Origin of the sequence: Serinicoccus chungangensis (genome assembly GCF_006337125.1) — a bacterium.
Classification (GTDB): domain Bacteria; phylum Actinomycetota; class Actinomycetes; order Actinomycetales; family Dermatophilaceae; genus Ornithinicoccus; species Ornithinicoccus chungangensis.
On the sequence record NZ_CP040887.1, the window covers coordinates 1671109 to 1687657 of the forward strand.

Genomic DNA, 16549 nt, shown 5'->3' on the forward strand with positions numbered 1-16549 from the left:
GCCTAGACGGCGTCGGGAGGGCGCCTGACCAGCAGCCCGACCAGAGCGAGCAGCACGAGCAGGGCGGCTGCGGGCACGACCCACGGGCCGGTGGTGACCGCGGGGGTGAGCTCGGAGCGCAGCGGCAGCTCGTCGCGCAGCACCGCCTGCGTGAAGAGGTCGGTGGGCTCGTGCACCACCCCGTCCGGGCTGATGAGCCCCGAGATCCCGACATTGCTGATGTGGACGACGGAGCGGCCGTACTCGACGGCGCGCACCCGGGAGGTGGCGATGTGCTGGGCGGACTGGTCGCCCTCGCCGAACCACGCGTTGCTCGTCGGGACGACCAGCAGCTCGGCCCCACCGGCGACCACGTCGCGCACGGCCGGGTCGACGACCACCTCGAAGCAGATGCCCAGCCCCAACCGGACGTCCCGGCCGTCGGCGAGCCGCACGTCCATGAGTCCGGGCTCGGAGCCCGCCTCCCAGTCGGGGATGCGGTCGACCCACTCGGACAGGTGGCGCACGAGCGGGCGCAGCGGCATCCGCTCCCCGAACGGGGCGAGGTAGACCTTCTGGTAGGTGTCGTCCACCCCCTCGCCCGGCTGCAGCTCGAGCACGATGTTGCGCGGCGCCTCCCCCGTGCCGTAGGACACGGCCCCGAGCACGACCGGTGCACCGAGCGCGTCGACGCCGGCCATCATCTGCTCGACCGTGGTGGGTCCCTCGGACGGGGAGAACGGGTCGAGGTCGCTCGCGCCCTCGGGCCAGATGACGAGGTCGGGCGCTGCGGTCTCTCCGGCCGAGACCTCCGCGGCCAGCTCCTCGGTCATCGAGGTGTAGCGCTCGAGCATGGTGCCGCGCTCGGCGCTCAGGGTCCGGGTGAACTCCGGCGGCAGGTCGCCCTGGACGGCGACGACGTCCAGCGGCTCCCCCTCGGTGGGCCGCGGCAGCGCGGTCGGCGCCAGGGCCACCACGGTCGCCACGGCCACGAGGAGCGCGGCACGCGGCAGGCTCCTGGTGGCTCCGGACCCGACGGCGAATTGCGCCGCACGGGCGAGCACGCCGCCGACCAGGGCCACGAGGAAGCCCAGCCCGGTGACCGCGACGAGGCTCGCGGCCCCCAGCAGAGGGCTGTCCGCCTGGCTGAACCCGAGCCGCGCCCACGGGAACCCGCCGAAGGGCGTGACCGACCGGGCGTACTCCATGAGCACCCACGCCGCCGCCCCGACGACCGGTCGGACGGCTGCCGAGCGCTGCAGCAGGGCGAGCAGACCTCCCAGCGCGGCGGGGTAGAGCGCCGAGGCGACGCTCATGGCGACCCACGGCATGATGCCGGCGTAGGTGCTGGCCCAGACGAACATCGGGGTGTACCACGTCAGGCCGAGCAGGAACCCGGCCGCCAGGCCGGTCCGCACCCGCGCTCCGGCCGTGGCGAGGGCCAGCGCCCCCACCCCCACCATGGCGAGCGGCCAGACGTCGTGCCCCGGGAAGGCGAGCCAGAGGGCGACGCCGCCGAGGATCGCGAGCAGGAGTCGGAGCGGCCAGGGCACGGCTCCAGCGTACGGACCCCTGCGGACATAGCCGGACCCCGGCACCTTTGGGGCCGGTCCGTACGCGGCTGGCGGCCGGCACGGTCCCGTTGTCTACTCGGTGCTCGGGGCCCTGGCTCCCCCGCCGGGCGCGTCGACGCCCGAGGGACAGACACGAAGGTAGGTCGCGCCGAGACGAGTGTCAACAACGCTCTGACCTGCGGCGATGGGAGAAATCGCAGGTCAGTCGGTCGCCCTGGTCGAGGTCCTTGGTGAGATATTTACCTCACCTCGGCGTGTCGCTACGGACACGCCGCCCCGACATCTGCGAAGGGTGGCCGTCGGGAGGGCGGTCGGCTGAGACCGGCTGTGCGGCCACATCGTCCGGCCAATAGGTCATGTGACAAGAAATCATCCTGTCGGTACTCGCATACGCCGGACATCATCCGTAGCATGGCGGGATGAGCGCACAGATCGAGCAGCCCTACGTCTACTCCCGCCGTGAGCTGGTGGAGCCGGACTGGACCCGTTACCCCGGGTGGTCCGAGGTGACGCCGCAGCAGTGGGCCGACGTGCAGTGGCAACGGGTCAACTGCGTCAAGAACATCGGGCAGCTGCGGACGGTCATGGGTCCGCTGCTCACCGAGGAGTTCTACGCCGACCTGCAGCGCGACCAGGAGCAGCGCGCGACCATGTCGATGCTGCTGCCCCCGCAGATGCTCAACACCATGGTCAGCGAGCCGACCTGGGCCGACGGCCGGATGCCGGCTGCGGGGGCCGACTTCACCGCCGCGTTCCTGGCCGACCCGGTGCGCCGCTACATGCTGCCGGTCTTCTCCGACCGGCGCACCGACTGGTCCAGCCATCCCTACGCCACCCGAGACAGCCTGCACGAGCACGACATGTGGGTCGCCGAGGGGCTCACCCACCGCTACCCCACCAAGGTCCTCGCGGAGATGCTCCCCACCTGTCCCCAGTACTGCGGCCACTGCACGCGGATGGACCTGGTGGGCAACTCGACCCCGACCGTCACCAAGCTCAAGCTGGCCGGCAAGCCGGTGGACCGGCACACCGCCATCCTGGACTACCTGCGCGCCACCCCGGGCGTGCGCGACGTCGTCGTCTCCGGCGGTGACGTCGCCAACATGCCGTGGAAGAACCTCGAGTCCTGGCTGGACCGGCTGCTCGACATCGACTCGATCCGTGACGTCCGGCTCGCGACCAAGGCACTCATGGGGATGCCGCAGCACTGGTTGGCCCCCGACACCGTCGAGGGCGTCGGGCGGGTCGCCCGCAAGGCCCGGGAGCGCGGTGTGGGGCTGGCGATCCACACCCACATCAACGCGGCCCAGTCGGTGACGCCGCTGGTGGCCGAGGCGAGCAAGGCCATGCTCGAGGCGGGCATCCGCGACGTCCGCAACCAGGGCGTGCTCATGCGGGGGGTCAACGACACGTCCGCGCAGCTGCTCGACCTGTGCTTCGCCATGTCCGACGAGGCCATGATCACGCCGTACTACTTCTACATGTGCGACATGATCCCCTTCAGCGAGCACTGGCGGGTCTCGCTCGGCCACGCCCAGCACCTGCAGCACTCGATGCTGGGCTACCTGCCGGGCTTCGCCACGCCGCGCATCGTCTGCGACGTGCCCTTCGTCGGGAAGCGATGGGTCCACCAGGTCGACACCTACGACACCGAGCGCGGGATCTCCTACTGGCGCAAGAACTACCGCACCTCCATCGAGGGCGAGGACGTCGACGTGACCAGCGCCGAGTACGTCTACTACGACCCCATCGACACCCTGCCCGCCAGCGGTCAGGACTGGTGGCGTCGTGAGGCCGCCGAGGTGCACGGCACCGACGAGGCCGGCCAGCAGGAGAAGGCCGAGGAGGCCGCGGCCGCCTCGCGCCGCGCCTCGGTGGACCAGCTCGCCTGACCCCACCGGAGGGCGCCCGGGGCAGGCCAGGGGACCTCCCGGACGCCGCCGCGGGCCGGCGACGGCATACCCTCCCTCCGTGGCCAGGAAGAAGTCCGGCGGCGGCACGCCGGCGACCGTCGTGCTGGACCGCGCCGGCATCCCCTACGTCCTGCGCGGCTACGAACACGACCCCGCGGTGCGGTCGTTCGGGCTGGAGGCGGCCGAGGCCCTGGGCGTCGACCCGGAGCGTGTCCTCAAGACGCTGCTGGTGCAGGGCGAGGACGGTCTGGGCGTCGGGATCGTGCCCGTCGTGGCGCAGCTGGACCTCAAGGCCGTGGCGGCGGCGCTGGGCGTGAAGAAGGTCGCCATGGCCGACCCCCGGGCGGCCGAGCGCGCGACGGGCTACGTCGTGGGCGGGATCAGCCCGCTCGGTCAGAAGAAGGCGCTGCCCACGGTCCTCGACAGCTCCGCGCTGGGGTATGACGCGGTGCTGGTCAGCGGGGGCCGGCGCGGCCTGGACCTCGAGCTGGCGCCGGCAGACCTGGTCGCGGTGACGTCGGCCACGGTCGCGGCGATCGCCCGCGAGGGCCGCTGAGCCGACGGTCGTCGACGACCCTCCGGCGTCGTGCCCGGGGAACGCCGCCGCGCCCGGGTCAGGGGGTCGTGGGCAGCTCGTGCGGCAGGGCGCCCAGCCGGTCCTCCCAGGGCGTGGACAGCACGATCGTCGTGTTGGTCGAGCAGGAGCCCTCCTGCCGGATGCGGCCGAGCAGCTCCTCGAGGTCCTGCGGGCGGGGCACCCGGATGAGCAGGACGTAGTTCTCGTCGCCGGCGACCGACCAGCAGGCCACGATCTCCTCGATGTGGGCCAGCCGCTCCGGGATGTCGTCGTCGTCCGAGGGGTCGAAGGGGGTGACCGACATGAGGGCCGTGAGCGGCAGCCCCACCGACGCGTAGTCCACGACGGCGCGGTAGCCGGTGATGATGCCCCGCTCCTCGAGCCGCTTCACCCGCTGGTGCACCGCCGACGTGGACAGCCCCACCTGCCGCCCCAGGTCGGCGAAGCTGATGCGACCGTCCTGCGCCAGGACGGTGACGATGTGGCGATCCAGCGGCTCCATGGGGGCAACCCTAGTGCCGGGCGCCCCGCCCCCGGCGTCCGCCGCGCGTGGCCACGAGCAGCGCCGTCACCGCCGCCGCGAGCACCAGGGTGGGCAGGCTCAGCCGCAGCACCGCCGCGTAGTCCGGACCGGGCGGCCGGGTCAACGGGTTCTCCCCGGCGGCCGTGTCCCACCAGGGACCGAGGAGGAGAAACGCCGAGGCCAGCAGCACGCCGGTGAGGAGCGTGAGGGCGCGGCGCCGAGGCATACCTCACGCTAACCCACCCCACTAGGGTGAGGCGCATGACGACCTCCACCGAGGCGACCGCGGGTGCCGACGTCGCAGCGCCGCAGCTGCTCCTGCTCGACACCGCCTCGCTGTACTTCCGGGCGTTCTACGGGATGAAGGACCTGCGGGAGGCGCCCGACGGGACGCCGACCAACGCCGTGCGCGGGCTGCTCGACATGATCGCCACGCTCGTGGGCCGCTTCTCCCCCACCCACCTGGCCTGCTGCTGGGACGACGACTGGCGCCCGGAGTTCCGCGTCCAGGCCATCCCCTCCTACAAGTCTCACCGTCTGGTCGAGGGTTCGGAGGACAAGGAGGAGGCTCCACCTGAGCTCGAGGTCCAGGTGCCGATCCTGCGCCGGGCGCTCGAGGCGGTCGGCATCCCGGTGCTGGGGGCGCCGGGCTACGAGGCCGACGACGTCATCGGCACGCTCACCGCGCGGCACCGCGGGCGCCTGCCCGTGGGGGTCGTGACGGGTGACCGCGACCTCTTCCAGCTCGTGGACGACGGCGCCGGGGTCACGGTGGTCTACACCGCCAAGCAGGGCGTGCGCGACGCCGAGGAGATCCACCAGACCGACCTGCTCCGGCGGTATGCCGTGCCGACCGGACGCGCGTACGCCGAGATGTCCATGCTGCGGGGGGACACCTCCGACGGGCTCCCGGGTGTGAAGGGCATCGGCGAGAAGACCGCCGCCGCGCTCATCGAGCAGTACGGCACCCTCGCGGCGCTGCGCGAGGCGGTGGACTCCGGCGACCCGGCCATCAAGGGGGCGAGGCGCTCCAACCTCGAGGCCGGTGCGGACTACCTCGACGCCGCGCCCCGGGTGGTCCTCGTGGCCCACGACGCCCCTGTGGCCGACGTGCCGCTCACCCTCCCCCGGGCGCTGGCCGACCCCGGGACCCTGCAGCAGCTCGTCGAGACCTACGACCTGGGCAACCCGGTCTCCCGGCTGCTCGCCGCCCTGCGCATCGCGCCCTGAGCCGCCGCGGTCCAGGCACCCCCCAGGTCGGCGGCCTACCGTGGGCTCGGTGACCACCCGTACGACGCCGGACCCGGGGCCCCTGCTGGTCGACGACCCGAGCCCGGTCGGGTGGCCGACCGGGTTGATGCTGCTCGGGGGCCTGGGGTTCGTGTCCGTCTACGTCGTCGCGGTGCTCAGCACCCGCGGCCAGAGCCTCGACACCGGCCTCATGGAGGCCGCGACCGTCACCGGCGACCGGCACGACCTGCTCAGCAGCCTCCTGCCCGACCCCTACCTCCTCCTGGGCGTCGCGCTCGGGCTCGGTGCGCTGGCGCTGCTGCGCGACCTGCGGACCGGGCTCGCGGTGCTCGTCGCGGTGCCGCTGCTCGTCGCCTCGACCCAGGTGCTCAAGGACGTGCTGCCCCGGCCGCACCTCGCCGACCCCTGGGCCATGGCCAACTCCCTGCCGAGCGGCCACACCGGTGCGGCCCTCGCGCTGGCGCTCGCCCTGGTGCTGGTGAGCCCACGCCGCCTGCGGCCCCTGGCGGCGGTGGTCGGCACCGGTGTCAGCGCGTGGATGGGGGCCCTCGTCGTGATGCTGGGCTACCACCGGCCCAGCGACGTGCTGGCCTCGATGCTCCTCGCCGTGGGCGCCGGCGGCCTGGCCCTGCTGGTGCGCGGGAGCCGCGCGGCCCGCTGATCCCGGCGGGTCCCGCCGAGGAGACCCCGCCGGCTCAGCCGACCCGCTCGAACACCGCGGCCAGGCCCTGACCGCCGCCGATGCACATGGTCTCGAGGGCGTAGCGGCCCTCGCGGCGCCGCAGCTCGTGCGCCATGGTCGCGAGGATCCGGGCCCCGGTCGCGCCGACCGGGTGCCCCAGCGAGATGCCGGACCCGTTGACGTTGAGCCGGTCCCACGCCGACGGGTCCTCCATGCCCCACGCCCGCAGCACGGCGAGCGCCTGCGCGGCGAACGCCTCGTTGAGCTCGACCAGGTCCAGGTCGGCGAGGGTGAGGCCGGCCCGCTCGAGCGCCGTCGCGCTCGCCGGGACGGGGCCGATGCCCATGGTCTCGGGCGCGACACCGGCGACGGCCCATGACCGCAGCGCCAGCATCGGGTCGAGGCCCAGCCCGTCGGCCCGCTCGCGGGTCGTGACGACGCACAGCGCGGCGGCGTCGTTCTGGCCGCTGGCGTTGCCGGCGGTCACCGTGGCCTCCGGGTCCTGGCGGCCCAGGATCGGGCGCAGCCCGGCCAGGGTGTCGACGGTCGTGTCGGGGCGGATGTGCTCGTCGGTGTCCACGGTGGTGGCGCCCCGTCGGCCGGGGACCTGCACCGGCACGATCTCGTCGGCGAAGCGCCCCTCCCGCTGCGCCGCCGCTGCCACCCGGTGGGAGCGCTGCGCCAGCTCGTCCTGCGCCTCCCGGGAGATGCCGTGCTCGCGCCGGAGGTTCTCGGCCGTCTCGATCATCCCACCCGGGATGGGGTGGCGCTCACCTCCGGCGGTGGACCGGGCCCGGGCGAGCCGGTCGGCCAGCTCGACCCCCGCCCGCACCCCCTGGCGCAGCAGGGCGTAGTGCTCCACCTGGCTCATCGACTCCGCTCCCCCGGCCACGACCAGCCGGCTCCCCCCGCTGGCGACCTGGCCGGCCGCGGTGAGGACCGCCTGCAGGCCGGACCCGCAGCGCCGGTCGAGCTGCATACCCGGTGCGGAGTCGAGCCCGGTGTTGAGCGCGAGGATCCGACCGAGTGCGGGGATCTCCCCGGAGGGGTTGGCGTTGCCGACGACGACGTCGTCGACCTGGCCGTCCTGCAGGCCGGTCCGCTCGAGCAGCGCGGCGAGCAGCTGGGTGCCGAGGTCGGCGGCCGACAGCGGGGCGAGGCTGCCGAGGAACCCCCCGACCGGGGTGCGCAGGGGCGAGCAGATGACGATCTCGGGCATGGCCGCACTCTAACCGCGCGTCCGGTGCGGTCGGACGGCGCGTCCGGTGCGGTCGGACGGCGCGTCCGGTGCGGTCGGACGGCGCGTCCGGTGCGGTCGGGGGGCGCGTCCGGTGGGGTCGGGGGGCGCGTCCGGTGGGGTCGGGGGGCGCGTCCGGTGCGGTCGGGTCGCGTGTCAGTCGAGACGGTCGGCGGCGACGACGCCGCGCAGCATCGCCGCCGAGGCGCGGCGGGCCGTGGCCGCGACGTCCTCGTCGGCGGCGTGGGTGATCTGACCGAGGAGGTCGACGACCTGCTTGGCCCGGCGCACGAAGTCCCCGGCCGACAGGTCGCCCGAGCGCAGCACCTCCTCCAGCCCGCGGCCGGAGGCCCAGCGGTGCACCATCCAGGTGATGCCGGGGTCGAGCTCACGGTCGCCGGTGAGGTTGTGCGCGAGCTTGCCGGCCTGCACCTCGGTCCAGATCGAGCCCATCTCGCCCAACGCCTCGGCCACCTCCACGCTCGGGGTCGGCGGGTCGCCCGGCTCGTCGCCGCGCGACTCGTGCACGAGCGCGGAGACGACGGACGCGAGGTCGGCCGGGGTGAGCCGGCGCCACGTCCCCCGGCGCAGCGCCTCGGCGGCGACGAGGTCGAGCTCGGTGTAGATGCGGCGCAGCCGCTGGCCCTCCCCGGTCACCTCCTGCCCGTCCTCGCTGAGGTAGCCCATGGCGGACAGCAGGTCGCAGATCCGCTCGAAGGTCGCCGCCAGGGTGTTCGTGCGGTGGGTCACCCGCCGCTGCAGGTCGTCGGTCTCCTTGCGCAGCGTCCACCACCGTGCCGCCCACCGCGCGTGGTCCTCGCGCTCGGGGCAGCTGTGGCAGGGGTGCGCGGCCAGGGCCGCCCGCAGCTCGTCGACCTGCGCCTGCGTCCCCTCCGGTATGCCGTCCCGCCCGCGCCCTGACGCCGTCCGCCCGGGCACCGGCTCGTGGACGGTGGAGCGCAGGGCCGCGGCGAGGTCCTTGCGCGCCTTGGGGCTGCGCTCGTTGAAGTGCTTGGGCACCGTGAGGGTGCCGATGACCTCGGGCACGTCCCGGAAGCCCGGGATGGTCAGCCGCTGCACCCGACCGCTGGACGTGACGACCGTCGGCTCCGGGCCGGCGCCACGGGCGCCGCGGACGACCACCGCCATCGTGCCGTGCCGGCCGCCGTCGAGCTGGATGACCTGGCCGCGCTCGAGCTCCTCCAGCGCCCGGCCGATGTCGCTGCGCCGCTGGGCCTGGCGCGTGCGGGCGGCCTTCTTCTCGACCTCCGAGAGCTGGTGACGCAGCCGGCCGTACTCCCGGAAGTCCCCGCGGTCGCAGACCATGGACTCGGCATACCCCTCCAGCGCCTCGGTGTTGTAGCGGATCTGGGTGGTGAGCCCGACGACGGACCGGTCGGCCTGGAACTGCGCGAAGCTCGCCTGGAGCAGCTCGTGCGCGCGGTCGCGGCCGTACTGCGCGACGAGGTTGACGGCCATGTTGGAGCTGGGGCGGAAGGAGCTGCGCAGCGGGTAGGTGCGGGTCGAGGCCAGCCCGGCGACGTCCATGGGGTCGGTGCCGCGCCGCCACAGCACCACGGCGTGTCCCTCGACGTCGATGCCGCGACGCCCGGCCCGGCCGGTGAGCTGGGTGTACTCCGCCGGCGTGACCGGGGCGTGCTCCTCGCCGTTGAACTTCACCAGCTTCTCCAGCACCACGGTGCGGGCCGGCATGTTGATGCCCAGGGCCAGGGTCTCGGTCGCGAAGACCGAGCGCACCTGCCCCGGCGGTGAAGAGCTCCTCGACGATCTCGCGGAAGAGCGGCAGCATCCCGGCGTGGTGCGCGGCGTAGCCGCGCGAGAGCCCTTCCACGAAGTCGCGGTAGCCCAGGACCCCCAGGTCGGCCGGGTCGACCTCGGCGACCCGCTCGGCGACCAGCGCCCGGATGGTCTGCCCCTGCTCCTCCGGGATGAGCCGGGTGCCGCGGCCGAGCAGCTGCTGCACCGCACCGTCGCAGCCGGCGCGGCTGAAGATGAAGGTGATGGCCGGCAGCAGGCCGTCGCGGTCGAGCCGGTCGATGACCTGCGCCCGGCTCGCCACTCCCCCGGGCAGCGACCCGCGGGAGAAGCCCGCGTCTCCCCCGCCGCCGGTGCCCCCGCCGGCGCCCCGGGCGTCGTCGTAGCGCCGGGACCGACCGGTGTGCCGCCCGCCCCGCTGGTCGCGACGGTCACCCCCGCGTCCCCCGCCCGAGCGACCGCGCCCGCGCGGCTCGCCCCGTCGGCCCCGCGGGCCACCGGGGTCGTCGCGTCGCCACCCGCCGTCGGCCCGCGCCGAGCGCTCGGCCGCGGAGATGCCCTGCAGCAGCTCGGGGTTGACCCGGGTGGTGCCGTCGACGCCCGGAGCCGCGCGCAGCCCGTCGGTGACGAAGAGGTCGTAGAGCCGCTGGCCGACCATCATGTGCTGCCACAGCGGCACCGGCCGGTGCTCGGAGACGATGACCCGCAACGAGTCGGCGTCGCCCCGCCCGCGCACCTGCCGCAGCCAGTCGCCGAACTCCTCGGCGTTGCTCACCGTCGCCGACAGCGAGATGACCTGCACCGACTCGGGCAGGTGGATGATGACCTCTTCCCAGACCGCGCCCCGCCACCGGTCGGCGAGGTAGTGGACCTCGTCCATGATGACGAAGCCGAGCCCGGTGAGGGTCGGGGACGCGGCATACATCATGTTGCGCAGCACCTCGGTGGTCATGACGACCACCGGTGCCTCGCCGTTGATGGAGGCGTCCCCGGTGAGCAGCCCGACGTTGGCGGATCCGTGCCGCGCGACGAGGTCGTGGTACTTCTGGTTCGACAGCGCCTTGATCGGGGTCGTGTAGAAGGCCTTCCGGCCGGTCTCCAGGGCCAGCGCGACCGCGAACTCGCCGACCACCGTCTTGCCGGCACCGGTCGGCGCCGCGACGAGGACCCCGGCGCCGTCCTGGACGGCGTCGATGGCCTCACGCTGGAAGTCGTCGAGCTCCAGGCCGAGGGTCTCGGTGAACCGCCCCGCAGGGGTGGCGGCACGCGCGGCCCGGGCGCGCGAGGCGGCGTAGCGTTCGGCGGGGCTGGGCATGCCACCCAGGCTACGTCAGCCCGGGACGACGACCCGCAGGCTGGCGGCGTCGACCCGGACGGTGAGCGGCAACGGTCCCAGCGGCTCCCCGTCGCCGTGGGCGACCACGTCGGCCGGCCCCTCGACCCGCACCTCGTGGGCGCGGGTCACCTCCACCGCCGGGTGCCCGGTATGCCGTCCCGCCCGCAGCGCGCGCAGCACCCCCAGCGCCTGGGCCGGGGTGACGGGGTGGACGAGCACGAGGTCGAGCTCGCCGTCGGAGGGGTCCGCGTCCGGGGCGATCGGCAGCCCGCCGCCGAAGAACGGCATCGACGCGGCGACCACGACCAGCGCCTCCAGCTCGCGGGTCCGGCCGTCCACCGTGAGCCGGTAGTGCAGCGGCGGCTGACGGCGCAGCAGCGCGATCTCGACCAGCGCCGAGAGGGTGTAGGACGCGGCACCCAGCCGCCGGGGCATCCGGTCGGCGCGGGCGTTGATCCGGGCCTCCAGCGCCCCGCAGACCGAGCCGAGCACCCGGCGGTCCAGGTCGGGCAGGAGCAGGGTGTCGACCGCGCGGGTGCGCCCGGCGAGGAGCACGTCGACGCACCGGGCCGGGTCCCGCGGCAGGCCCAGGCTGCGGGCGTTGTCGTTGCCGGTCCCCGCGGGCAGGATCCCGAGCGCCGTGGCGGTGCCCGCGCAGACGTCCGCCCCCAGGCTCACCAGCCCGTCCCCGCCGGCGACGGCCAGCACGTCGACGCCGTCGGCGACCAGCGCGGTGCTCGCGGCCCGGGCCTGCTCGAGCGTGCCTGCGGTCACCTGGACGACGTCGTGCCCGGCCGAGCGCAGGACCGCCGTGGCCGCCTCCCCCACCGCGGCCGCCCCGCCACGGCCGGAGCGGCGGCCGTGCACGAGGGCATACCTCATGTCAGCGGGGTCGCCTCGTCGGGCGAGAGCCCGGAGTAGCGGCCGGGGTTCTTCTTCTCCCGGCGGCGTTCCATGAGGAAGGCCACCCCCACCGCGCACCAGTAGAGGACGAAGACCGGGCTGGCCATCGCCAGCATCGTCCACGCGCTGGGGTCGGGGGTCATGAAGGCCGAGAAGACGAGGATGCAGAAGAGCACGATGCGCCAGCTGCGCAGCATGTTGCGGGCGGACAGGATGCCGATCTGGTTGAGCGCGACGAGCACCACTGGCAGCAGGAAGGCGAGTCCGAAGGCCAGCATGAAGTAGAGCCACAGGGTGAGGAACTCGCTGGCGCCGGGCAGGTTGGCGATGCCGTCCGGGGTGAAGCCGAGCAGGATCGCCACGAGGCGCGGGAAGGTGAAGGCCGCGAGCGCGGCCCCGGCGAAGAACAGCGGGATCGAGACGAAGAAGTAGGACAGCGCGATCTTCTTCTCGGCCCGGGTGAGCCCGGGCAGCAGGAACCCCCAGATGTTCCACAGCCAGACGGGGCTGGCGAGCAGGATGCCGCTGAAGATGGCCACCCGCAGCTGCATGGCGAACGGCTCGGTGATGTTCTGGAAGCGCAGCGAGACGGCCTCGCCCCCGCGCTCGGCGGCGACGGCGTCGATGGGAGCGGTGACCACGGCGATGATCTCGTCGTACCAGTACCACCCGACGACCGAGAGCACGCCGATCGCGAGCACGCTGACGGTCAGCCGGTGCGCAGCTCACGGAAGTGGTCCCCGAGGGACATCCTTCCCTCGGGGTCCTTCGCGCGTCGGGCGCGGGCCGCTCGGGTCACCGTCGGGTATGCCGTGTCGCGCGCGGTCGGTCAGGCGCCGGTCGTGCCGGTGCCGGACCCGCCCTCGCGCCGCTTCATCGCGTCGTACTCCTCGCGGGCGGTGTCGACGTCCTGGCCCTTGCGGTCGTCCAGGGCGGGCCGCTCGGCGTCCTTCTCGGTCTTGCGCGCCTCGCCCTCGTCCTTCATCTGGTCGACCTCGGACTTGAAGACGCGCATCGACTCACCCATGGAGCGGGCCATGTTGGGCAGGTTCTTCCCACCCGAAGAGCAGGACGAAGGCGACGATGAGGACGACGATGTGCCAGGCCTGGAGACGCATGGGTGCTCACTCGCTCTCGGTAGAGGTGTCGCCGTGGTCACGGCGCACCGGGTGCGTGGTCAGTCTAACGCCGGGGCTCACGACTGTTTCCCGGACAGGGCCGTGCGGGCGGCCTCGCGCACCTCGTCGACGAGGGCCGCCGGCTCGACGACCCGCACTCCCCCGCCCTCGCGCAGCACGAGCCGCAGGAGCCAGCGGGGGTCGGCGACCCGCAGCACCATCCGCACGGAGCCGTCGTCGCGCGGCTCGACCTCCTCGGCCGGGATCTGCTCGGCGACCCACGCCGAGCCGGGGTCGAGGTCGAGGGTGACGGCCTGGTCCTCGGGGTCGGGCCGGTAGACCCCGGTGCCGACGGCCCGCTCGGGGAGGTCCTCGGGCGGCGTGGCCGGCACGTCCAGCACCTCGGCGGCCTCGATGCGGTCGAGCCGGAAGAGGCGCACGCCCTGGGCGCGGTGGCACCAGCCCTCGAGGTACCAGCGGCCGTCCACGGACAGCGCCCGCAGCGGGTCGACGTCGCGCTCGGTGGTCTCGTCGCGGCTGCCGGAGGTGTAGCGCAGGTGCAGCCGGCGGCGCTCGGTGAGCCCGGCGCGGATGGTCGCGGCGATCCCGTCGTCGGCCGGCTGCTCGAGGTCCACCCGCACGGCGGCGGCCGCCCGTGCGGTCTCCCCCGCGGCCGCCTCGAGCTTGGCCAGGGCGCGGTCGATGGCGTCGCGCTCGGCCAGGCCCGGGGTGTCGGCCAGCGCCCGGAGCGCGACGATGAGCGCCAGCGCCTCGTCGCGCCCGAGGCGCAGCGGCCGGGCGATGGTGTCGGCGTTGCCGACGAAGACGCGTCCGCCCTCCCACGAGGCCTCGATGAGGTCGTCGGGGTAGTGGCCGGGCAGTCCGCACAGGAAGAGGACCTGCAGGTCCTCGACGACCTGGCTCTCGCTCACCCCGAGCTCGGTCGCCGCCGTCGCGAGGTCGATGCCCTGCCGGTGCAGCAGCCAGGGCACCATCGTCAGCATCCGGGCCACCCGGGAGGTGGCGCTCTCGTAGGTCGCCATCAGGCCGCCCCTCCCCCGTGCGCCCCGTGCGCCGCGAGCACCGCGCGCAGCCGCCCGGCGACCCGCTCGGCCAGCTCGGCCGGCGCCTCGACCCGGACGTCCGGCCCGGCGGCGGTGACCTCCCGGGTCAGCGGTGTCAGCGACCCCACGTCGAGCTCCAGCCGCGACCAGCCCTCGGGCACGTCGTCGTCCCCGACGCCCTCCCGCGCCCGCCGCCGCAGCGAGGCGGCCGCACCGTCCCGCACGAGCAGGCGGACGGTCGTCGACCGCTCGCCGTCCTCCCCGGCGCTGCGCCGGATCATGGCGAGCGCGTCGAGGTCGTCGGGCACGGCATACCCCCCGGGCCGGCCGGAGCGCTCCGGGATGCCGACGACGCGGTCCAGCCGGAAGACCCGCGGCGCGTCCCGGTCGAGGTCGTGGGCGGTGAGGTACCACCGACCGTGCCAGCTCGTCAGCCCCCACGGCTGCACCCGGCGGCGCGCGAGGTCGCCGGACCCGCCGCGGTAGTCGAAGGTGAGGGGGCACCGCTCGAGCACGGCGTCGCGGACCGGCTCGAAGGCGGGGTCGGGGGTGTGCAGCAGCGGCTCGATCCCGGCGACCGAGGACTCGTCGCGGACCACCCCGGCGGCGTCCAGCTTGCGCAGCGCCTGCGCCGCCGGACCCGCGAGGCTGGCCTGGCCCCAGGCGCGCGCCGCGAGACCCAGCACCGCGAGCTCGTCCGGGGCGAAGTCGATCTCGGGCAGGGCGTACTCGCGCTGGTCGATGCGGTAGCCCGGCTCGTCGTCGAAGAAGGCGTCGATCGGCTCGGTGCGCAGCGGGATGCCCAGGGCGCGCAGCTCGTCCTTGTCCCGCTCGAACATCCGCTCGAACGCCTCGGGACTGCTCCGGGCGTAGTCCGGCACCGCCTGGCGCAGCTTGGCCCGCGAGAGCGGCTGCCGGGTGTGCAGCAGGGCGATGACGAGGTTGAGCAGCCGCTCGGTCTTCGCCGCGGCCGGGCTGGGGCCGGTGCTCGTGCTCTTCGCCATGCCTCGCAGGCTACCGTCCGACCTCCCGCGACCCGGTCATCGATAGGGTCACCTGTCGTGATCACGTGGCGCGAGGGCGAGGTGCGCGAGCTGCTGCCGGGGTGGGCCGGCGTGCAGGTGCTCGGCGTCGACGTCGGGGGCGAGCGGGTGCGGGCCCTGGGCTACCCCGACCTCGTCGGCAGCGCCGTGGTGGGCGACCGGGTCCTGCTCAACGTCACCGCGCTGGAGCGCGGCCTCGGCACGGGAGGGTATGCCCTCGTCGTCGCCCTCCCCGACCGCCCGGACGCCTGGCCGGACCGCGCCGCCGCCGAGCCCGGCCACCTGGTCAAGGGTCGCTACGCGCCGCTGCAGCCCATGGTGCTGGGGGTCGACGACCCCGAGGGGGAGCACCACGCCACCCTCGCGCAGGCGGACGACCTGGGGGGTATGCCGGTGCTCGCCACCGACCTGCACTCGGCCCTCCCCGCCGTGCTCGCCGGGGTCCGGGCGGAGCGGCCGGGCGCCCGGGTGGCCTACGTCATGACCGACGGCGCGGCGCTGCCGATGGCGTGGTCGCGGACCGTCGCCGGGCTGCGGGAGGCCGGCTGGCTGGCGAGCGCGATCACCGCCGGGCAGGCCTTCGGCGGAGACCTGGAGGCGGTGACCGTGCACACGGCGCTCCTGGCCGCCCGGCACGTCGTGAGCGCCGACCTGGCCGTCGTGATCCAGGGTCCGGGCAACCTCGGCACCGACACCCGGTGGGGGTTCTCGGGGGTGGCCGCGGGCGAGGCGCTCAACGCCGCCGCCGTGCTCGGGGGTCGCCCGGTGGCGGGCCTGCGGGTGTCCCAGGCCGACGCGCGCGACCGGCACCGCGGGCTGTCCCACCACAGCGCCACCGCCTTCGGGCGCGTGCTCGCGCACCCCGCCGACCTCCCCGTCCCGGTGCTCCCCCCGGCGCCGAGCAGCACCGGCGCGGCGGACCCGTCTGCCCGCACCGGACGTGCCGCGGACGGGTCCTCCCCCGGCACCGGACACGGGGCGGGGGAACCCGCGCTGCACGAGTGCCTCGGGCTCGTCCACCGGCAGGCACGCGACCTGGTCTCGACCGCCCCGCACCTGCGCCTGGTCGAGGTCGCCGCCGAGGGGCTGCCGGAGGCGCTGGCGCAGGTCCCCGTGCCCCTGTCGACGATGAGCCGTGGCCTGGAGGACGACCCGGCCGCCTTCCTGGCCGCCGCGGCCGCCGGCCGGCACGCCGCCCGGCTCGTCGACGGCGGGCGGTGACCCCGGCCGACGGCATACCGCCCGCTCGTCGTCCACCCGTTCCGAGCCCGCGCGTCACATCAGCACCACGGCCCCCACACTGCGGGGAAAGACCCGCCAGACGCCGTGATATCCCCGGCACGGGTGCACGTCCCCGCAGGCGGTGACTCGTGGGGCCAGCGGGAGCGCCGCCCGCCCGCCGGTCACCTAGGCTGAGCGCCATGACCCTGCCCGCGCCCACGGCATACCTCGACGTCACGGCGCATCCTCCCCGCGAGACCCGCGACCGCGGCCCGCGCGACGCACCCCGGCGACCGAGCGCCCGCACCCCTGGCCCCGCCCCCGGCACCGCCCCCCGAGCCGGCTGAGACAC

General features: G+C 74.6%; 15 protein-coding genes and 1 pseudogene. 6 read left to right on the top strand and 10 right to left on the bottom strand.

Annotation, left to right across the window (positions count from 1 at the left end; genetic code table 11):
• Window positions 1–2 precede the first annotated feature (2 nt).
• Entirely contained in the window at window positions 3–1532 is a 1530-nt protein-coding gene (gene lnt / locus FHD63_RS07520; protein ID WP_238705806.1) for an apolipoprotein N-acyltransferase, read from the bottom strand.
• A gap of 440 nt (window positions 1533–1972) precedes the next feature.
• On the opposite strand from lnt, the gene FHD63_RS07525 reads away from it, so the two are divergent.
• Both FHD63_RS07525 and ybaK read left to right on the top strand, forming a co-directional pair.
• Window positions 1973–3445: a KamA family radical SAM protein gene (locus FHD63_RS07525; protein WP_139721426.1), complete on the top strand. Its 1473-nt coding sequence runs from the start codon at window positions 1973–1975 to the stop codon at window positions 3443–3445.
• Window positions 3446–3524: 79 nt separating this feature from the next.
• On the top strand, window positions 3525–4022 hold the full coding sequence (gene ybaK / locus FHD63_RS07530; RefSeq protein WP_139721428.1) for a Cys-tRNA(Pro) deacylase: 498 nt from the start codon (window positions 3525–3527) through the stop codon (window positions 4020–4022).
• A gap of 58 nt (window positions 4023–4080) precedes the next feature.
• Here the strand turns inward: ybaK and FHD63_RS07535 are convergent, their stop codons facing one another.
• Entirely contained in the window at window positions 4081–4545 is a 465-nt protein-coding gene (locus FHD63_RS07535) for an Lrp/AsnC family transcriptional regulator (RefSeq protein WP_058891111.1), read from the bottom strand.
• 10 nt (window positions 4546–4555) lie between these two features.
• Complete coding sequence (locus tag FHD63_RS07540; RefSeq protein ID WP_139721429.1) at window positions 4556–4792, bottom strand: hypothetical protein; 237 nt, start codon at window positions 4790–4792, stop codon at window positions 4556–4558.
• Window positions 4793–4827: 35 nt separating this feature from the next.
• Here FHD63_RS07540 and FHD63_RS07545 point away from each other — a divergent pair, with 35 nt between their 5' ends.
• Window positions 4828–5796, top strand: a complete 969-nt coding sequence (locus FHD63_RS07545) for a 5'-3' exonuclease (protein ID WP_139721431.1) — start codon at window positions 4828–4830, stop codon at window positions 5794–5796.
• A 49-nt stretch (window positions 5797–5845) separates the two neighbouring features.
• The gene (locus FHD63_RS07550; protein ID WP_139721433.1) at window positions 5846–6478 is read left to right on the top strand and encodes a phosphatase PAP2 family protein; all 633 of its coding nucleotides are present in this window, start codon (window positions 5846–5848) and stop codon (window positions 6476–6478) included.
• A gap of 34 nt (window positions 6479–6512) precedes the next feature.
• On the opposite strand, the gene FHD63_RS07555 is transcribed toward FHD63_RS07550, so the two are convergent.
• The 7 genes and pseudogenes from FHD63_RS07555 to FHD63_RS07585 form a co-directional block, all read right to left on the bottom strand.
• The gene (locus FHD63_RS07555; RefSeq protein WP_139721435.1) at window positions 6513–7718 is read right to left on the bottom strand and encodes an acetyl-CoA C-acetyltransferase; all 1206 of its coding nucleotides are present in this window, start codon (window positions 7716–7718) and stop codon (window positions 6513–6515) included.
• A gap of 174 nt (window positions 7719–7892) precedes the next feature.
• A pseudogene (locus tag FHD63_RS07560) lies at window positions 7893–10827 on the bottom strand (DEAD/DEAH box helicase).
• Between the two features lie 15 nt (window positions 10828–10842).
• A complete protein-coding gene (locus tag FHD63_RS07565) occupies window positions 10843–11730 on the bottom strand; it encodes a diacylglycerol/lipid kinase family protein (protein WP_139721437.1) in 888 nt (295 codons plus the stop codon).
• The gene (tatC, locus tag FHD63_RS07570; protein ID WP_238705807.1) at window positions 11727–12452 is read right to left on the bottom strand and encodes a twin-arginine translocase subunit TatC; all 726 of its coding nucleotides are present in this window, start codon (window positions 12450–12452) and stop codon (window positions 11727–11729) included. Before tatC ends, FHD63_RS07565 begins: the two co-directional genes overlap by 4 nt.
• Before the next feature lie 128 nt (window positions 12453–12580).
• Window positions 12581–12790 carry a Sec-independent protein translocase family protein gene (locus FHD63_RS07575; protein WP_238705808.1) on the bottom strand — a complete coding sequence of 70 codons (210 nt, stop codon included), beginning with the start codon at window positions 12788–12790 and terminating at the stop codon, window positions 12581–12583.
• Between the two features lie 156 nt (window positions 12791–12946).
• Window positions 12947–13912, bottom strand: coding sequence for a helix-turn-helix transcriptional regulator (locus FHD63_RS07580; protein ID WP_139721439.1), 966 nt, complete (start codon window positions 13910–13912; stop codon window positions 12947–12949).
• A complete protein-coding gene (locus tag FHD63_RS07585; RefSeq protein WP_139721441.1) occupies window positions 13912–14937 on the bottom strand; it encodes a helix-turn-helix transcriptional regulator in 1026 nt (341 codons plus the stop codon). Before FHD63_RS07585 ends, FHD63_RS07580 begins: the two co-directional genes overlap by 1 nt.
• A 57-nt stretch (window positions 14938–14994) precedes the next feature.
• Between FHD63_RS07585 and FHD63_RS07590 the strand changes: the two genes are divergently transcribed.
• A complete protein-coding gene (locus FHD63_RS07590) occupies window positions 14995–16197 on the top strand; it encodes a DUF3866 family protein (protein WP_139721443.1) in 1203 nt (400 codons plus the stop codon).
• A gap of 200 nt (window positions 16198–16397) precedes the next feature.
• Complete coding sequence (locus FHD63_RS15960) at window positions 16398–16544, top strand: hypothetical protein (protein WP_158296734.1); 147 nt, start codon at window positions 16398–16400, stop codon at window positions 16542–16544.
• Window positions 16545–16549 lie beyond the last annotated feature (5 nt).